This window comes from Streptomyces purpurogeneiscleroticus (genome assembly GCF_020024005.1).
Classification (GTDB): Bacteria; Actinomycetota; Actinomycetes; order Streptomycetales; family Streptomycetaceae; genus Streptomyces; species Streptomyces purpurogeneiscleroticus.
In genome coordinates, this window is the sequence record NZ_NHSG01000262.1 from 1 (window position 1) to 15,428 (window position 15,428).

The following is a 15,428-nucleotide window of genomic DNA, read 5'->3' on the forward strand; positions in this document are numbered from 1 at the left end:
CCCGTCCGGGCCCCCGCCGTCCGGCCCGTCCGGCCCGTCGTCCGGGCCCTGCGGCTCGGGGTCGGGCTCGTCGTCCTGGGAGTCCTCCTGGGGGCCGAACTCGTCCAGGGTCCGGTCGAGCTTGTCCTCGTCGAGGCCGGGGGCGTCGAAGGGATTGCGGCGGCGCCGGTGCGGCAGCGCGAGCAGCGCGGCCTGCCGGACGTCCTCTTCCAGCACCTTGTCCCGGCCCGCCCACGCGGCCAGCGCGGTGGCGGTACGCGCCATCACGATGTCCGCGCGCATGCCGTCCACCTCGAAGGCCGCGCAGGTCGCGGCGATCTGGCGGAGCGCCGCGTCGCCGAGCGTCACGTCGGGGAGCAGTGCGCGGGCCGTGGCGATCCGCTGCCGCAGGGCCTCCTCCTCGGCAGCCCAGCGCGCCGCGAAACCGGCCGGGTCGGCGTCGTAGGCCAGCCGCCGCTTGACGACCTCCACGCGCTGGTCCGGCTCGCGGGAGGCCGCGACCTCCACGGTCAGCCCGAACCGGTCCAGCAACTGCGGCCGCAGCTCGCCCTCTTCGGGGTTCATCGTGCCCACGAGGAGGAAGCGCGCCGCGTGCCGTACGGAGACGCCCTCGCGCTCGACGTAGGAGGCGCCCATGGCGGCGGCGTCGAGGAGGAGGTCGATCAGGTGATCGTGCAGGAGGTTGACCTCGTCCACGTACAGGATGCCGCGGTGGGCGTGCGCGAGCAGGCCCGGCTCGAACGCCTTGACCCCCTCGGACAGGGCGCGCTCGATGTCGAGAGCGCCCGCCAGACGGTCCTCCGAGGCGCCCACGGGGAGTTCGACCATGCGTGCCGCACGCGATTCGGCGGGACCGGTCTCGTGCGGCCCGTCGGGGCACTGCGGGTCCGGCGCGGTGGGGTCGCAGCTGAAGCGGCAGCCCGGGACGACCGGGACGTCGGGCAGCAGGTCGGCCAGCGCACGGACCGCGGTCGACTTGGCGGTCCCCTTCTCGCCGCGGACCAGGACGCCGCCCACCGCCGGGCTGACCGCGTTCAGCAGCAGCGCCAGCCGCAGGTCGTCCATGCCGACGACGGCGGTGAACGGATACCGGGTGCTCACGTACGGATCACTCCTCCGAGTGGCTTTCGTTGGCTTCTCGCCGGGCGCGCTCACGGTGCCCCCGGTGGTACGAACGGCAGCCCCTTCGGTACCCCGTCCTCGAGCAGCCGCAGCAGGGCCGCGGTGTCCGCGTGTTCCTCGATCAGGTCGCCCAGCGCGTCGAGCTGTTCCTCGCGCAGTGCGTCGAAGCAGGTGTCCGGCGCGGGCACGAACGCGCGCCCCGCGTCGGCGGCCACCCGGCGCAGGAAGGCGCGCCGGAAGCCGTCGCTCTCCAGGGAGCCGTGCCAGTGCGTGCCCCATACGGAGCCGACGCGGCAGCCGTCCAGGAAGGCTTCGTCGCCCTCGCGGACCTCGGCGACGCCGTGGTGGATCTCGTACCCCGCCACCGGCTCGGACAGCGCCTCGCCCTCGGGCCGCGCGAGGGTCTTCTCCGGCGCGAACCGCACCCGTACGGGCAGCAGTCCGAGCCCGTCGACCGCGCCGGCCCGCGACTCCACCTCGTCCTCGATGTGCTCGGCGAGCATCTGGAAGCCGCCGCAGATGCCGAGCACCGGGCGGCCCTCGGCGGCGCGGCGGGCGACCGCGTCGGCGAGGCCGCGCTCGCGCAGCCACTGCAGGGCCCGTACGGTCCCGCGGGTGCCGGGCAGCACGACCAGGTCGGCGTCGGCCAGCTCCTCGGGCCGGTCCACGAAGCGCACCACGACGCCCGGTTCGGCGGCGAGCGCGTCGACGTCCGTGAAGTTCGACATCAGGGGGACCGCGGCGACCGCGACCCGGAGGATGTCCTTGCCGTGCGGCGGCGCGACCGTGCTCTCGCGCACCGCGCCGCGCAGCGAGACGTGCAGGCCGTCCTCCTCGTCGATGCCGAGCCCGTGCCGGAACGGCAGTACGCCCAGCGTCGGCCGCCCGCTCAGCTCCTTGAGCATGTCCAGGCCCGGCTCCAGCAGCGTCACGTCGCCGCGGAACTTGTTCACCAGGTAGCCCGCGATGTGCGCCTGGTCGGCCTCGGACAGCAGCGCTGTGGTGCCGAAGAAGGACGCGAAGACGCCGCCGCGGTCGATGTCGCCGACGACGACCACGGGCAGGTTCGCGGCGCGCGCGATGCCCATGTTCACGATGTCCGTGCGGCGGAGGTTGATCTCGGCCGGGCTGCCCGCGCCCTCGCAGATCACCGCGTCGTGCGTACGGCGCAGCTCCTGGAGGCAGTCGGTGACCGTGCCGAGCAGCTGCTCCTGGCGCCCGGCGTGGTACCCCCGCGCGCTCAGCTCGCCCACCGGCTTGCCGAGCAGCACGACCTGGCTGCTGCGGTCGCTGCCGGGCTTGAGCAGTACCGGGTTCATCAGCGCGGTCGGCTCGACGCGGGCCGCCGCGGCCTGCATGGCCTGCGCCCGCCCGATCTCCGCGCCCTCGCGCGTCACGTACGAATTGAGCGACATGTTCTGCGCCTTGAAGGGCGCGACCTTGACGCCCTTGCGCGCCAGCCAGCGGCAGATGCCCGCCGTGACCACGCTCTTGCCCGCGTCCGACGTCGTCCCGGCGACCAGCAGGCCGCCGGCGAGAGTCCTGTCCGTACCGCTCACCGGGATCTCCTCGCCTTCCGCGCGCCGCGGACCGCGCCCACGGCGATCCGCGCCCCGACCGTCGTCGCCAGCGCCAGCGCGCTCACCCGGCGGGACAGCCGCACCGCGCGCGCGATGTCCGCGCCGTCGACCGCGCGTGCGCCGTCGTTGAGCACCGGCCGGTGCTCGACCCGTCCCGCGTACGCGAGCGTGCCGCCCAGCCGTACGCCGAGCGCGCCTGCGAACGACGCCTCCACCGGGCCCGCGTTGGGGCTCGGATGCCGCTTGCCGTCGGTCCGCCAGGCGCGCCACGCGCCGCGCGGGTCGGGCCCGGCAACGGTGGCCAGCAGGGCGGTCAGCCGCGCGCCGGGCCAGCCCGCCACGTCGTCCAGCCGGGCCGAGGCCCAGCCGTACCGGCGGTAGCGCGCCGACTTGTGACCCACCATCGCGTCGAGCGTGTTGACCGCGCGGAAGGCGACCAGCCCCGGTACGCCGCCCACGGCGCCCCAGACCAGCGCGCCCACGACCGCGTCGGAGGTGTTCTCGGCGACGGACTCCACGACCGCGCGGGCCATCTGCTGCCCGTCCAGCGCCTGCGGGTCGCGGCCGCACAGGTGCGGCAGCCGCTCGCGCGCCGTGTCCAGGTCGCCGGCCTCCAGCGCGCCGCCGATGGCGCGCGCCTCCCGGCCCAGCGTCGTTCCGCCCAGCACGGCCCAGGTGGCGGCGGCGGTCAGCGCCACGTGTGCGGGGGCGCAGCGGCGTACGGCACGGGAGAGCAGGACCGCGCCCACGGCGGCCCCGCCGGCGCACAGCGCGGTGTGCGCCGCTCCGTATCCACGGTGATCGCGCCACAGCCCGCGCTCCACGGCGCCCGCGGCCCGCCCGAAGGCGGCCACCGGGTGGCCGCGGCGGGGATCGCCCACGGCCAGGTCGCCGAGAAAGCCCAGAGCCGCGCCGCACGCATAGGTGGCGTGTTCGGCACGCATCGTCGGATCAGCCTGCCGTCGTGCCTCGGAGGGACGGCCGCACGCGGTCGCGTACCGGGCGTACGGCAAAGAAAGGCAGGGGTCTCGGCTCGGGGCCCGGCATGGCGTGTGTCCTCACTCAGGGTCCGCGCCCTGGCTCGACGTGACGGGCGACGAGAGTCTCCTGGCTCCCGGATCGGCGCTGTCCCCGGCCTTCCAGCCCGTGTCTGCGCGGGCCGTGGCCTCTTCTGGAGGAGCGCTCCCCGGTGACAGTGGCGGGACCGCGCCGGATTCTCACCGGACTTCCTCATCTGTCGCCGAATGGCACCGGGCAGTCCACCACGTGCCGCGAATGCCCGTCAACTCACCCTTGACCTGCGACGCGGGCGTATGGCAGGGCCTGTGGCCAAGGACACAGCGTGGACGGGTGTTGACGACCTGTTGCCTGCCGTACGTCCGGCACGACACCATCGGGGCACCTATGGCAAAGGTGCCGCAGGAGGGGGACGGGATGACGGAGAGCCGGCAGCATCACGAGGTACGCATCAGAGTCACCGGGACCCACGACGGGGGCCAGGATCTGGAGGACCTCCAGCGCTGGCTGCAGCGCGAGTCCTGGCTGACGCCCGGCAACCACGACTGGCGCCGGGCGCCGGGCGCGGAGACCGGCGCGGACGCGGCGGGCCAGGGGCCCGAGATGGCCGTCGGCGTCGACGACCTCGTCCTGGTCCTCATCGGCGCGGTGGCGGCGCCGATGACCGAGCAGCTCCTCATCGCCCTGCGGGAGTGGCTCGCCCACCGCAGGGAGACCGCCGCCAAGGGCGAGGCCCCTGGACTCGACGTCACCGACGCCTCCGGACACCGCCGCCTCGACGACCCCGATCCGCGCACCGAACGCGACGACCAGGGCGGCCGCGTCGGCTCGGAGTAACCGGCGATGCCCCTCTACGACGCGCGGGGCAAGCAGAACCGCGCGCTGATCATCGGCGTCAGCCGGTACCAGGACCCCCGGCTGCACGACCTCGACGCGGTCTTCGCCAACCCCGACGAACTGGGCCGCGTGCTCTGCGCCCCGGCCACCGACCTCTTCCTGCCCCAGGAAGTGACGCCGCTGCGCCCGGACACCCCCGAGGAGCTGACCGCCGAGCTGCGCACCGCGGCCCGCGAGGCGCGCGGACTGCTGCTCGTCTACTTCTCCGGGCACGGCCGGGTCCGGCGCGACGGCAGTGATCTGCACCTGCTGGTCGGCTCGTCGCGGGTGGCGCAGGACGAGCGCCGGGTGGCCTCGCACGAAGCGGTCTCCTGGGCCAAGGACGTCCTGCCGCGGCTGGAGGCGTCCCGGGCCGACCGCGTCGTCGTGGTGCTCGAATGCTGTTTCGCGGGCAACGCGGACGACAGCTTCCGCACCCACGAGAAGCCGGTCTCGCTGCTGATGGCCGCCCAGCCGAACCGCCGCATCTTCAGCGGCAGGGAGCCCGGCGGCGGCACCCTCTTCACCCGGGCCGTGCTCGACATCCTCGAACACGGCATCGAGGGCAAGGAGTGCGTCACCTTCGAGGACCTCGCCGGTGAGCTGCGCCGGCGGTTCGCCGGGCGCACCACCCCGCAGGGCGGCGCCTGGGTGCCGCGCGCCTCCAAGCAGAACACCGTCGACGACGTGGTGGTCTCCTTCGCCACCCGGGAGCTGCGGCCCCGCACGCCGTTCGCCGTCCGGGCCCGGCGCTGGTGGCGCTCCCGTCCGCACCGCCGGTTACGGCTGCTGACCGCCGCCGCCGTCGCACTGGCCCTCGGCGCCACCGCACTGGTCCTCGCCGGCCCGCTGGGGCCGCCCGAGAGCTGCCCGCCCGCCCAGGAACTGCGGCTGCTCACCGCCCCCGAGGCCGAGCCGACGCTGCGCGCCGCCGCCCTCGCGTACGAGATGTCCGGCCTCAACACCGAACCCGTGCCGGGCGAGGACGACGTCCCCGACGGCTGCCGGCGCACCCAGATCACCGTCTACTCCGCCGCCAAGGACCAGGTGGCGCAGGGCTTCGCCGCGGCGGACCGCTGGCAGGGCGAGGCCGAGGGCGCCGAGGAGGCCCCGCCCGGGGACAGCGGCGGCCAGGCCATCGAGCCGCTCTACCGGCCGGGCCCCCAGCCCGACATGTGGGTGCCCGAATCGACCGTCGACTACCTCCAGGTCCGCCAGGGCATGGCCGCGCACGCGCCCGCCACCCTGCACCGGATCGGCCCGGTCGCCTTCACCCCGCTCGTCGTCGGCGTCCCCGCGGCGCGCGGCCTGTCCGACGTGGAGCAGGCCGGCAGCGGCTGGCACGCGATCCTGGACGACGCGGAGGACCGGAAGCTGCGGCTGCTCCGCCCCAGTCCCGCGCTGTCCGGCATCGGCCTGATGCACACCATCGGCCTCTACCTGGCCGACGACGGCGCGCCCGTCGGCCCGGACAGCGGCGCGCCCCGGCCGGAGGTGGCCGAGCGCGCCGAGCGCCGGCTGCGGGCGCCGGGCAGCCAGTACGCCGGCAGCGCCGAGCTGCTCTGCTCGCTGCGCCCGGGCGCTTCGGCGGCCGCGAAGGCGCGCGCCACCGCGGCGCCGCTGGTCACGGAGAAGTCCCTCGCCGACGCCAACCTCGGCCACGCGGTGGGCAACTGCCCGGCCCTCGCCACCGTCCCCGAGAAGGACGACCGCTACGAGGCGTACTACCCCTCCGGCGTGCCGGGCCTGGACCACCCGCTGATCCGGGTGGCCTGGCAGGGGGCCGCCGACGCCGCCCGCCGGCAGGCCGCCTCGGAGCGGTTCGCCGACTGGCTGCGGCGGCCGGACGGCGGCCAGCGGGTGCTCACGGAGGCCGGGTACCGCGGGGTGAACGCGGCCGGCCGCGCCGCCCCGCCGCCCACCGGCTCCCCGCTCCGCGACAGCCGGGCGGGCGTCCTGCCGGACGTCGGCGTGGAGCCGTACACCGCGGGGCAGCGGCGGGTCGCCCAGGTGCTGGCCGCGTACGACACGGCGCACCGCCCCGGGCAGCTGCTGTTCCTCCTCGACACCTCCACCTCCATGGCGGACGGGGGCCGGATCGCCGGGGCGGCGGACGCGGTCGGCCGCGCCCTGGAGGTCCTCGGGCCGAAGGACACGTACGGGCTGTGGACGTACCCCGCGCCCGGCAGCGTCGCGCGTGACCGCGAGCGCCCGGTGGAGAAGGTCGGGGCCGGCAGCACCGACTCCGCCGCGGGCCGCAAGCTGCTGGCGCGCCTCCAGCGGGACGACGGCGGCCTCGTCGACCGGGGGGCGTGGATGCAGGAGGCGCTCACCGCCGCGCTGGACCGGCTGCGCGACAGCCCGGCCGAGCGGACCAAGGCCGTGGTGCTCGTCCTCGACGAGGACGACGGCGCGGGGAAGCGGCCGGCGGCGGCGCGCGACGCGCTCTCCGACGCGCTCGCCGCGCGTCCCAGGATCCCCGTGGTGGTGCTGGCGACCGGCCGGGGCGGCTGCGACGCGGCCCCGGTCCGGCACGTGGTCGAGGAATCGGGCGGCAACTGCGTGGCCGGCGGCCCGGGAGCCGCGGACACCCTGGCCGGACTGGTGGCCTCCTTCGGCACGGGCGGACAGGAGGCGGGCCGGTGAAGCGCGCGGCCGCGGCGGCCGCCGCCGTCCTGTGCCTGCTCGCGGCGGGCTGCTCGGACCCGGGGCCCGCGCCCGCCGCGGACGGGGACATCGTCCTGGCCACCGGCAGCGACCTCAGCAGCACCGGGGTGCGCCGGGAGCTGATCCGCCAGTGGGAGCGGCGGACCGGAAGGACGGTCCGCATCGTCAAGCTGCCGGACACCGCCGACGGGCAGCGCAGCCAGCTGCTGGCCGCCGGCCAGTCCGGCAACAGCGGGTACGACGTGCTCAACATCGACGTGGCCTGGACCGCTGAGTTCGCCGCGGCCGGCATCATCCGGCCCTGGGGCAAGGAGCTGGGCGGCGACTTCCTCGACAGCGTCAAGAAGACGGCCACCACCGGCTCCGACGGCACCGTCTGGGCCGTCCCCTTCAACACGGACGCCGGACTTCTCTACTACCGCAGCGACCTGCTGCAGAAGTACGGGTACGACGGGCCGCCGGACACCTGGGAGCAGCTGCGGACCTGGTCGCAGGAGATCATGGCCAAGGAGAATGCCGGCCGCCCGGCGGACGAGAAGCTCTACGGCATGGTCGCCCAGCTGCGGCCCTACGAGGGCCTCACGGTCAACACCCTGGAGTCGGTCTGGGCCTCCGGCGGCGACCCTGAGCGGACCGCCCATCTCGCCGGGGCGCTGCAGCAGGGCGTGTACGCGCTCAAGGAGCGGCTGCGCACGATCATGCCGCAGGAGGCGACGGCGATGGACGAGACCGCCAGCCGGCAGTGGTTCGCCGAGGGGCGGGCGCTGTTCATGCGGAACTGGCCGGTGGAGTACGCCTCGGTCGCCGAGAAGCTCGAACCCGGCCGGCAGTTCGACGTGGCCCAGCTGCCCGCGGGCTCGTCGGAAGGCCGGCACCGTACGGTCCTGGGCGGTCAGAACCTCGCCGTCGCGGCCGACGCCACGCACCCGGACGAGGCCCGCTCCCTGATCACCGCCCTCACCTCGGCCCGCAGCGAGCACTGCCTGCTGCAGCGCGGCTTCGCGGCCACCCGTGCCTCGGCGTACGACGGCACGGCGCCCCCGTGCGACCTGCCGCCCGACGACGCCCGGCGGGAGGAGGGCGACGGCGCCCGGCCCGGCAGCGCGCCGCCGGGCCAGGGCCCGCCGTACACGGACCTGCTGCACCGCGCGCTCAAGGACGCCGCGCCCCGGCCGCGCAGCGCGCACTACGCCACGTACAGCAAGGTCGTCCAGCTGTACGTCTTCGACTACCTCACCGGCAAGGACGACGCGTCCATCGCCGACGAGCTCGCCGAGGAAGCGACGAAGGCGCTCAGCGGCCGCGGGGAACGCGGACGCTGAGCGCCTTCGGGTGCTGCGGGGCGTCCGGTGACGGACGCGGCGCTTCCGGTCAGCCGGCGACGATCAGGTAGATGCCGTAGCCGACGGCCGCGAGGCAGAGCGCGAAGCAGGCGTAGCCGCCGGTGCGGGCCACGGCGGAGGTGCCGCCGCCGACGGCCGCGGCGGTGCCCGCCTCGCCCTCCGGGCCGGCCTTGCGCGACGTGCCCATGATGCCCAGGGTGAAGAGGCCCACCATCGCGACGGTCACCACGAGGGTGGTGCCGAAGACCTGGCCGAGTGCCGCCCAGTCGATGTTCATGACGTGAGTTCCTTAGCTCGAGCGCCCGGCGTCAGCGGACGGCCGAGGTGGCGGGGGAGCGGGTGGTGGACTGTGCCGGGATGCCCTCTATGGTCCCGTCGCCGGCCGTGGTCGACCCCGCGGGGGGCGGGGTGACGCTCTGCAGCGCGGTGGTGACGACACCGGCCGGCTCGGCGGCCTCGACGTCGTTGACGTTGCTGTGGTCCACCGGCTTGCGGCGGGAGGCGGCCCAGATGGCGCCGCAGATCACGACACCGAGCACGGCGACGGTGGTGACGCCCCAGGTGCCCTGGCCGGCCAGGAAGGCCGCACCGGCGGCGACCAGTCCGGCGGCCGGCAGCGTCAGGCCCCAGGCGAGCACCATCCGGCCCGCCGTGGACCAGCGGACCACGCCGCCCTTGCGGCCGAGGCCGGAGCCCATGACCGCGCCGGAGCAGACCTGGGTGGTGGAGAGCGCGAAGCCGAGGTGCGAGGAGGCGAGGATGGTCACCGCGGCGCTGCTCTGGGCGGCGAAGCCCTGCGGCGGCTGGATGTCGGTGATGCCCTTGCCCATCGTGCGGATGATCCGCCAGCCGCCGAGGTACGTGCCGAGGGCGATGGCGACACCGGCCGAGGCGATGACCCACATGGGCGGGTCGGCCTGCGGGGCGAGCGCGCCGCCGGTGATCAGCGCGAGGGTGATGACACCCATCGTCTTCTGCGCGTCGTTGGTGCCGTGCGCGAGGGAGACCAGCGCTGCCGAGGCGATCTGCCCGGCGCGGTAGCCCTTGGCGGTGTCCTCCTCGGCGCGGTTACGGGCGAGGCGGTACGTCAGCCGGGTGGCGGCCGTCGCGGCGATGCCCGCCACGATCGGGGCGGCCACGGCCGGGATGAGGACCTTCATGACGACCGCGTCGGCGTTGACCCCGCTGATGCCGACGGACACCACGGTCGCGCCGATCAGGCCGCCGAAGAGGGCGTGCGAGGAGCTGGAGGGGAGGCCGGCGAGCCAGGTCAGCAGGTTCCAGACGATCGCGCCGACCAGGCCGGCGAAGATCACTTCTGGTCGGATGCCGGAGCCTTCGTCGATGATGCCCCCGGAGATGGTCTTGGCCACCTCGACGGAGAGAAAGGCGCCGACGAGGTTCAGCACCGCCGACATCGCCACCGCGGTCTTGGGCTTGAGCGCCCCCGTGGAAATGGTGGTGGCCATGGCGTTGGCCGTGTCGTGGAAGCCGTTCGTGAAGTCGAACACCAAGGCCGTGACGATCACGATCCCGATGAGAAGCGTGATGTGTTCCATTCACCCAGGCAATCAGTTCGATGGTCAGTGACGCGAACGACCGTAGGGAGGATGGGTGAACGGAAGATGAACGACAACGGGCCTGGTGGTGACGCCCCCGCCGATTTCGTGCGGAGGCGCCTCACCAGTAACTCGGGGTTCACCTGGAGGTGGCCGAGGCGTGCTGTCGGGCAGGACGCTTTCTAGCCTGCCGCGAACCTGCGGAGCTGACCGAACGAACCGTTCCAGGCGTTCTGGTCGCCGGGGAATCGGCCCTTGTTGGAGTACTGCCAGATGCTCAGGAAGGACCAGCCCTTCGGCAGCTTGCCGGGCCTTCCGTGCCACGACGCCAGCCACAGCGGGTGGCTCTGCGCGAAGGCGCTGCTGCCTCCGGTGCAGGTGTTCCACCAGCGGGTGGTCGTGTAGATGACCGGCCGGCGCCCGGTCTGCCGCTTGACCTCGTCGCTGAAGCTCCAGATCCAGCGGACCATCTTCTTCTTGCTCACGCCGTAGCACTTGTGCTTCTTGCTGTACGGGTTGTTCTCGATGTCCAGGGCCGGCGGCAGCGTCCAGCCGTCCGCCTTCCACTGGCCGCCGTGGCTGAGGAAGTACCGGGCCTGGGCGGTGCCGGAGGACTGGTTCGGCACCGCGAAGTGGTACGTGCCGTGCAGCAGGCCGGCCTGGCGCGCGCCGCGGTACTGCCTGTCGAAGTAGGGGTTGATGTAGGAGGTCGATTCGGTGGCCTTGACATAGACGAACCGCGCGCCGTTCGCCCTTGCTTCCGGCCAGTCGACGTTCTTCTGGTGCGAGGAGACGTCGTGGCCGTGCGGCACACCGCCCGCCGCCGAGGGGCTCGCGGCGGCGAGATCGGTGAGCGCGGCACCGGCCAGTACGGCCAGTGCCAGAGCGGTTCCGGTGGCGGCGGAGGTCAGGCGGGGCAGTAAGGCCGGAGTGTGGTCACCTTTGTGGTCACGAGCCATGGTTCCCCCCGGATGGCGACGTGCATGACAAAACATCCAGAGGTTATTGGATGATCCCGAGATGACGGTGGCCTCCGGCCAATCACCGGTTATCACTGAGATATCCCGGTTTGGGGGATACCGGAAGGGAATGGTCCGCCTTACAGTGCGGCGGCTGCGCGGGGGACGGCGGGTACGGTGCGGATCCCAGGTGCGTCAGGAGGGAGTGGGGCGGGATGACGGAGCGGGAGTCCGGACCGGTACGAGAGGTGGCGGAGGCGTGGGACGCGCTGGTGGCCGCGGCGCGGCGCACGGTGGCCGACGGGCTGGTGGTCGGCACGTCGGGGAACGTCTCGGTGCGTGCCGGCGGGCTGGTGCTCGTCACGCCCAGCGGCGTCCCCTACGACCGGCTCGGGCCGGACGATCTGGTGGCCGTGGACCCGGCGGACGGGCGGCAGGTGGCCGGTGCGCTGAAGCCGACGAGCGAGCTGCCGATGCACCTCGCGGTGTACCGCCACACCAGTGCCGCCGCCATCGTCCACACCCACGCGGTGCATGCCACCGCTGTCTCCACACTGGTCCCCGAACTCCCGCCGGTGCACTACATGACCGCGGCCCTCGGCGGTACCGTCCGGGTTGCCTCATATGCGACGTACGGCAGCCAGGAGTTGGCCGACAACATGCTGCACGCGCTGCGCGGCCGCACGGGCGTGCTCCTGCAGAACCACGGCACCCTCACCTACGGCGACACCCTCGACCAGGCATACGACCGTACGGCGCAGCTGGAATGGATGTGCCGGCTGTGGCTGACCGCCGCGTCCGTCCCCGGCCACACGCCGTCCCTGCTCTCCGAGGGCCAGCTCGCCGAAGTGGGCGAGCGGCTGCGGGGGTACGGGCAGCGGGGCTGACGGCCGGGTCCGTCACCCGGCCGGAGCGGCCCACTGGTCAGCCGCCGCCCGGCTCCCCAGACTGGGGAGGGTGCGCCTTGGTACCGCGGCGGCTGCGGCCGTCACCACCGTGATCGGTACCGGAGCGGCCGCGCTGGCGGCCGGCCGGTATGCCAGCGACGTCGCGCTGAAACCCGCCCCCGGCCGGCCGTTCCCGGGCGACGGGCGGCTGACGGTGCACGCCACCACCGCGGACCGGGTCACGCTCACCCGCAGCCTCTCCGCGCTGCGGCCCGGCCGGTACGGCCTGACGGGCCGGGGCTGCCACGCGGTCATCGGCCCGGTGTGCGACGACGAGCCGCACGAGGCCGACACCGTCGTCCGGCACCTGGAGCGGATCACCCACGGAACCCTCGCGCGCGGCACCCGCCTGCGGCTGACCCCGCAGGTGCACCTCGGCAGTCCCTCCGACGCGCTCGGCCTGGAGTGCGCGGACGTGGACGTGCCCGGCGAACTGGGCGCGCTGCCCACGTGGTTCGTGCCGGGCGACCGGGACACCTGGGTCATCGCCGTGCACGGCCTCGGCACGACACGGGAGCACCCGATGGTCGTGATGCCGTTCCTGCGGCGCCATCACTTCCCTGTGCTGGCCCCGGCGTACCGCAACGACCCCGGCGCGCCCCGCACCACGGACGGCATCGGGCACCTCGGGGACACCGAGTGGCGCGACGTGGACGCGGTGATCCGGTACGCCCTGCGGTACGGCGCGCGCCGGGTGATCCTGCACGGCTGGTCCACGGGCGCGACGATGGCGCTGCACACCGCGGCGCACTCCGTACTGCGCGACCGGATCGCCGGGCTGGTGCTGGACTCGCCGGTACTGGACTGGCGGGCGACGGTACGGGCGCTGGCGGCGGCCCACCGCGTGCCGCGCCCCGTGCTGCCGCTGGCCGTGCGCGCCGCCGAGGGGAGCACGGGCCTGCACTCCGACCGGCTGGCCGAGGCGCGTGACCCGGCGCTGCTCTCCGTACCGACGCTGATCTTCCACGGCCCCGGCGACACCATCGCCCCCTGGGGGGCCTCCCGCAGCCTGAAGGCGGCCCGGCCCGACCTGGTCAGCCTGCACACCGTCAGCGACGCCCCGCACGGCGCCATGTGGAACGCCGAGCCCGCGGAGTACGAGGAGTCGCTGCGGCGGTTTCTGACGCCGTTGATGTAACGGTTGGTGCAGTGGCTGGTGCAGCGGCCGGCGGGGTGGCCGTGCCGGTGCGCCGGACCTGGCACGGAGGGGCCGAGAGCCTGGCACGGGGTGCCGCAGACAGGGGAACGATCATGGGCGGATCGGACGGGAGCGGACCTTCCGAAGAACGCAATCCGCATTCCGATTGGGTTTTCGGGCCCACAAGAGCAAGACTGCTCCTGTGACGTCCCGTACTCCGCGCGACTCCCGGCTCCGCCTCGTCCCCAGACAACCGATCGCCGCCGCCCGCCGCGCGGTGAGCACCCGGACCGCCAGGCCCGCGACGCGGCCGCCCGAGGGCACTCCGCCGCCCGCGGAGCTGGCCCGGATGGCGCGCAGCGGACTGGCGGGCGCCGTCCGGGTGGCCCGCTGGGCCGACCGCGCGCGGGGCGAGGGCGTGGGCGCGTGCGCGGGCCCCGACGGCTCGCTCCCGGACGCCGCGGCCGAGGAGGCCGCCGCCGAACTGGAACTGACGCCGGAACAGGTGCGGGCCGACTGGGACCGGGCCCGGCTGGCCGGACTCATCGAGCTGCACGGCGGGGAGGCCCGCCCGGGCTGGCGGCTGCGCGCCTGGGACCGCGACGACTCGGCGGCGCTGCGCGGCTGGGTCGCGCTCTTCGACGCCTGGTCACTGGCGCGCCCCGCCCCGAAGGCCGCGCGCCCCGGAGCGGTCGCCGAGGTGATCGAGGCGCTGCCGCAGGTGCTGTCGCTGCTGTACCTCTCCTCGGGCCCGGTCCAGGTGGCCGACCTCCTGGAGCTGCTCGACCAGCGGATCGCCGAACTCCGCACGGAGCGCTGCGAGGTGCCGTACGAGGGCCCGGCGCCGGACGGGACCGCCCGGGACGCGGAGCTCGACGGTCAGGACCCCACCGGCACCGCCCCGGATGCCGATGGCCAGGCCACTGAACGTGCGCCCGAGGGACCGACCGCCTCGGACGACGCGGCCGGTCCGATGGACGCGACCGGTCCGGCGGACGCGGACGGCGCCGAGGTGTCGTCCGCCGAGCTGCTCGACTGGGCGCTGGGCGCGCTCGCCGCGGTCGGCGCGCTCGTCGTACGCGGCGGGAACGGCGCTCCCCGGGCGCGCGCGGCCGGGGACGCCGCCGTACTGCTGCGGGGCGGCGAACCGGCCGGTGAGCGGCAGGCCCGGCTCACCCCGCTCGGCAGCTGGGCCGTGTGGGTCAAGCTGGAGCAGATCTGCGTGGCCGCGCAGAGCCCCGCCGGCAACATCGAGCAGTCCGCCGAGGCGATGCTGCGCGGCTGCGCGCGGCTCACCCCGGGACCCGCCCGCGCCGAGTACCGGGCGTGGCTGGCCGCGCGCTCGGCCGGCAGCGCGGTCGAGGAGCTGCTGACGGTCGCCCGCGGCGACGACGCCCTGCTGCGCGGGCTCGCCTTCGAGGCGCTGCGCGCGGTCGGGGCACCGGCCGAGCCCGCCGTACGGGCCGCGGCCGACGAGCCGGCCCTGCGCCCCTACGCCCTGCTGTGGCTGGTCGAGCACGAGGGTGGCGACCCGGAGACCGCGCCGGACGTGCTCACCCGCGAGGAGTCCACCTGGCTGTGGGTGGACACCGCGGCGGCCGTCGCCGACCACGGCGAGAGCCGGCTGCTCGTACGGCACCTGGACTCCGCCGTGCAGGGCTCCGTGCCGCGCCTGCTGGAGGAAGTACGCGCCGTCGGGCACCCGCGCACGGTCCAGGTCCTCGTGGCGCTGGCCGCCGCGCACCCCGACCCGGCACTGGCCAAGGCCGTCCGCCGCGCGGCCTTCCAGGTCCACACGGGCGGCGCCTGACAGCCGGCCGGGGGCGCGGCTCTCAGGCGTCCGCGTCCTTGGTCGACGGGGCGTACGTGCCGAAGCTCCAGACGTTTCCCTCCTTGTCGCGGGCCACGTAGTCACGGGAGCCGTAGTCCTGGTCGGTGGGCGGCACGAGGATCTCCGCACCGGCCGCGGCGGCCTGCTTGTGATGCGCGTCGACGTCGTCGACGGCGACATAGACGCCGGTCGGTCCGGCGTCGCCCATCGCCTCGGCGAAGACGCCGCCGCGGCCCTTGGCGCCGATCATGATCGTGCCGTTGCCGTACGACAGCTCGGCGTGCAGCACGGTGCCGGACTCGTCCTCGTACAGCGCGCCCCTGGTGAAGCCGAAGGCGGTCGTCAGGAGCTCGATCGCGGCCTTGGGGTCGGTGTAGAGCAGGGTCGGG

General features: G+C 74.6%; 13 protein-coding genes and 1 riboswitch. Of the genes, 6 read left to right on the forward strand and 7 right to left on the reverse strand.

What is annotated here, in order from left to right:
* The 3 genes from CCS38_RS16985 to CCS38_RS16995 all read right to left on the reverse strand — a co-directional run.
* The coding region (locus CCS38_RS16985) for a magnesium chelatase ATPase subunit I (RefSeq protein ID WP_223734118.1) at positions 1-1,101 on the reverse strand (1,101 nt) is incomplete at its 3' end.
* A 50-nt stretch (positions 1,102-1,151) separates the two neighbouring features.
* Positions 1,152-2,681 carry a cobyric acid synthase gene (locus tag CCS38_RS16990; RefSeq protein ID WP_223734119.1) on the reverse strand — a complete coding sequence of 510 codons (1,530 nt, stop codon included), beginning with the start codon at positions 2,679-2,681 and terminating at the stop codon, positions 1,152-1,154.
* Positions 2,678-3,646 carry a cobalamin biosynthesis protein gene (locus CCS38_RS16995; RefSeq protein ID WP_223734120.1) on the reverse strand — a complete coding sequence of 323 codons (969 nt, stop codon included), beginning with the start codon at positions 3,644-3,646 and terminating at the stop codon, positions 2,678-2,680. Before CCS38_RS16995 ends, CCS38_RS16990 begins: the two co-directional genes overlap by 4 nt.
* Before the next feature lie 137 nt (positions 3,647-3,783).
* Positions 3,784-3,981: riboswitch (cobalamin riboswitch) on the reverse strand.
* Positions 3,982-4,136: 155 nt separating this feature from the next.
* Here CCS38_RS16995 and CCS38_RS17000 point away from each other — a divergent pair.
* From CCS38_RS17000 to CCS38_RS17010, 3 genes are read left to right on the forward strand one after another with little or no spacing between them, the layout of a single operon-like run.
* Positions 4,137-4,556, forward strand: a complete 420-nt coding sequence (locus CCS38_RS17000) for a hypothetical protein (protein WP_223734121.1) — start codon at positions 4,137-4,139, stop codon at positions 4,554-4,556.
* Between the two features lie 6 nt (positions 4,557-4,562).
* Positions 4,563-7,241: a caspase family protein gene (locus CCS38_RS17005; RefSeq protein ID WP_223734122.1), complete on the forward strand. Its 2,679-nt coding sequence runs from the start codon at positions 4,563-4,565 to the stop codon at positions 7,239-7,241.
* Positions 7,238-8,584 carry an extracellular solute-binding protein gene (locus tag CCS38_RS17010; protein ID WP_223734123.1) on the forward strand — a complete coding sequence of 449 codons (1,347 nt, stop codon included), beginning with the start codon at positions 7,238-7,240 and terminating at the stop codon, positions 8,582-8,584. The genes CCS38_RS17005 and CCS38_RS17010 overlap by 4 nt, the downstream gene beginning before the upstream one ends.
* Positions 8,585-8,633: 49 nt before the next feature.
* On the opposite strand, the gene CCS38_RS17015 is transcribed toward CCS38_RS17010, so the two are convergent.
* From CCS38_RS17015 to CCS38_RS17025, 3 genes are all read right to left on the reverse strand, one after another.
* On the reverse strand, positions 8,634-8,882 hold the full coding sequence (locus tag CCS38_RS17015) for a hypothetical protein (RefSeq protein ID WP_223734124.1): 249 nt from the start codon (positions 8,880-8,882) through the stop codon (positions 8,634-8,636).
* 31 nt (positions 8,883-8,913) lie between these two features.
* On the reverse strand, positions 8,914-10,164 hold the full coding sequence (locus tag CCS38_RS17020; RefSeq protein WP_223734125.1) for an inorganic phosphate transporter: 1,251 nt from the start codon (positions 10,162-10,164) through the stop codon (positions 8,914-8,916).
* A 182-nt stretch (positions 10,165-10,346) separates the two neighbouring features.
* Positions 10,347-11,123 carry a lysozyme gene (locus tag CCS38_RS17025; protein WP_223734126.1) on the reverse strand — a complete coding sequence of 259 codons (777 nt, stop codon included), beginning with the start codon at positions 11,121-11,123 and terminating at the stop codon, positions 10,347-10,349.
* A 215-nt stretch (positions 11,124-11,338) separates the two neighbouring features.
* On the opposite strand from CCS38_RS17025, the gene CCS38_RS17030 reads away from it, so the two are divergent.
* From CCS38_RS17030 to CCS38_RS17040, 3 genes are all read left to right on the forward strand, one after another.
* Positions 11,339-12,010 carry a class II aldolase/adducin family protein gene (locus CCS38_RS17030; protein ID WP_223734127.1) on the forward strand — a complete coding sequence of 224 codons (672 nt, stop codon included), beginning with the start codon at positions 11,339-11,341 and terminating at the stop codon, positions 12,008-12,010.
* A 70-nt stretch (positions 12,011-12,080) separates the two neighbouring features.
* On the forward strand, positions 12,081-13,208 hold the full coding sequence (locus tag CCS38_RS17035) for an alpha/beta hydrolase (RefSeq protein WP_223734128.1): 1,128 nt from the start codon (positions 12,081-12,083) through the stop codon (positions 13,206-13,208).
* A gap of 202 nt (positions 13,209-13,410) precedes the next feature.
* Positions 13,411-15,018 (forward strand): hypothetical protein, encoded by a 1,608-nt coding sequence (locus CCS38_RS17040; protein WP_223734129.1) that lies wholly within the window; start codon positions 13,411-13,413, stop codon positions 15,016-15,018.
* 22 nt (positions 15,019-15,040) lie between these two features.
* On the opposite strand, the gene CCS38_RS17045 is transcribed toward CCS38_RS17040, so the two are convergent.
* Positions 15,041-15,428: VOC family protein (locus CCS38_RS17045; RefSeq protein ID WP_223734130.1), on the reverse strand; the 388-nt coding region annotated here is incomplete at its 5' end.

What these genes read in the sequence shown, in the direction of transcription:
- CCS38_RS16995 (WP_223734120.1), bottom strand. Translation starts at nt 3,646, where the DNA reads ATGCGTGCCGAACACGCCACCTATGCGTGCGGCGCGGCTCTGGGCTTT.
- CCS38_RS17000 (WP_223734121.1), top strand. Translation starts at nt 4,137, where the DNA reads ATGACGGAGAGCCGGCAGCATCACGAGGTACGCATCAGAGTCACCGGG.
- CCS38_RS17005 (WP_223734122.1), top strand. Translation starts at nt 4,563, where the DNA reads ATGCCCCTCTACGACGCGCGGGGCAAGCAGAACCGCGCGCTGATCATC.
- CCS38_RS17015 (WP_223734124.1), bottom strand. Translation starts at nt 8,882, where the DNA reads ATGAACATCGACTGGGCGGCACTCGGCCAGGTCTTCGGCACCACCCTC.
- CCS38_RS17020 (WP_223734125.1), bottom strand. Translation starts at nt 10,164, where the DNA reads ATGGAACACATCACGCTTCTCATCGGGATCGTGATCGTCACGGCCTTG.
- CCS38_RS17025 (WP_223734126.1), bottom strand. Translation starts at nt 11,123, where the DNA reads ATGGCTCGTGACCACAAAGGTGACCACACTCCGGCCTTACTGCCCCGC.
- CCS38_RS17030 (WP_223734127.1), top strand. Translation starts at nt 11,339, where the DNA reads ATGACGGAGCGGGAGTCCGGACCGGTACGAGAGGTGGCGGAGGCGTGG.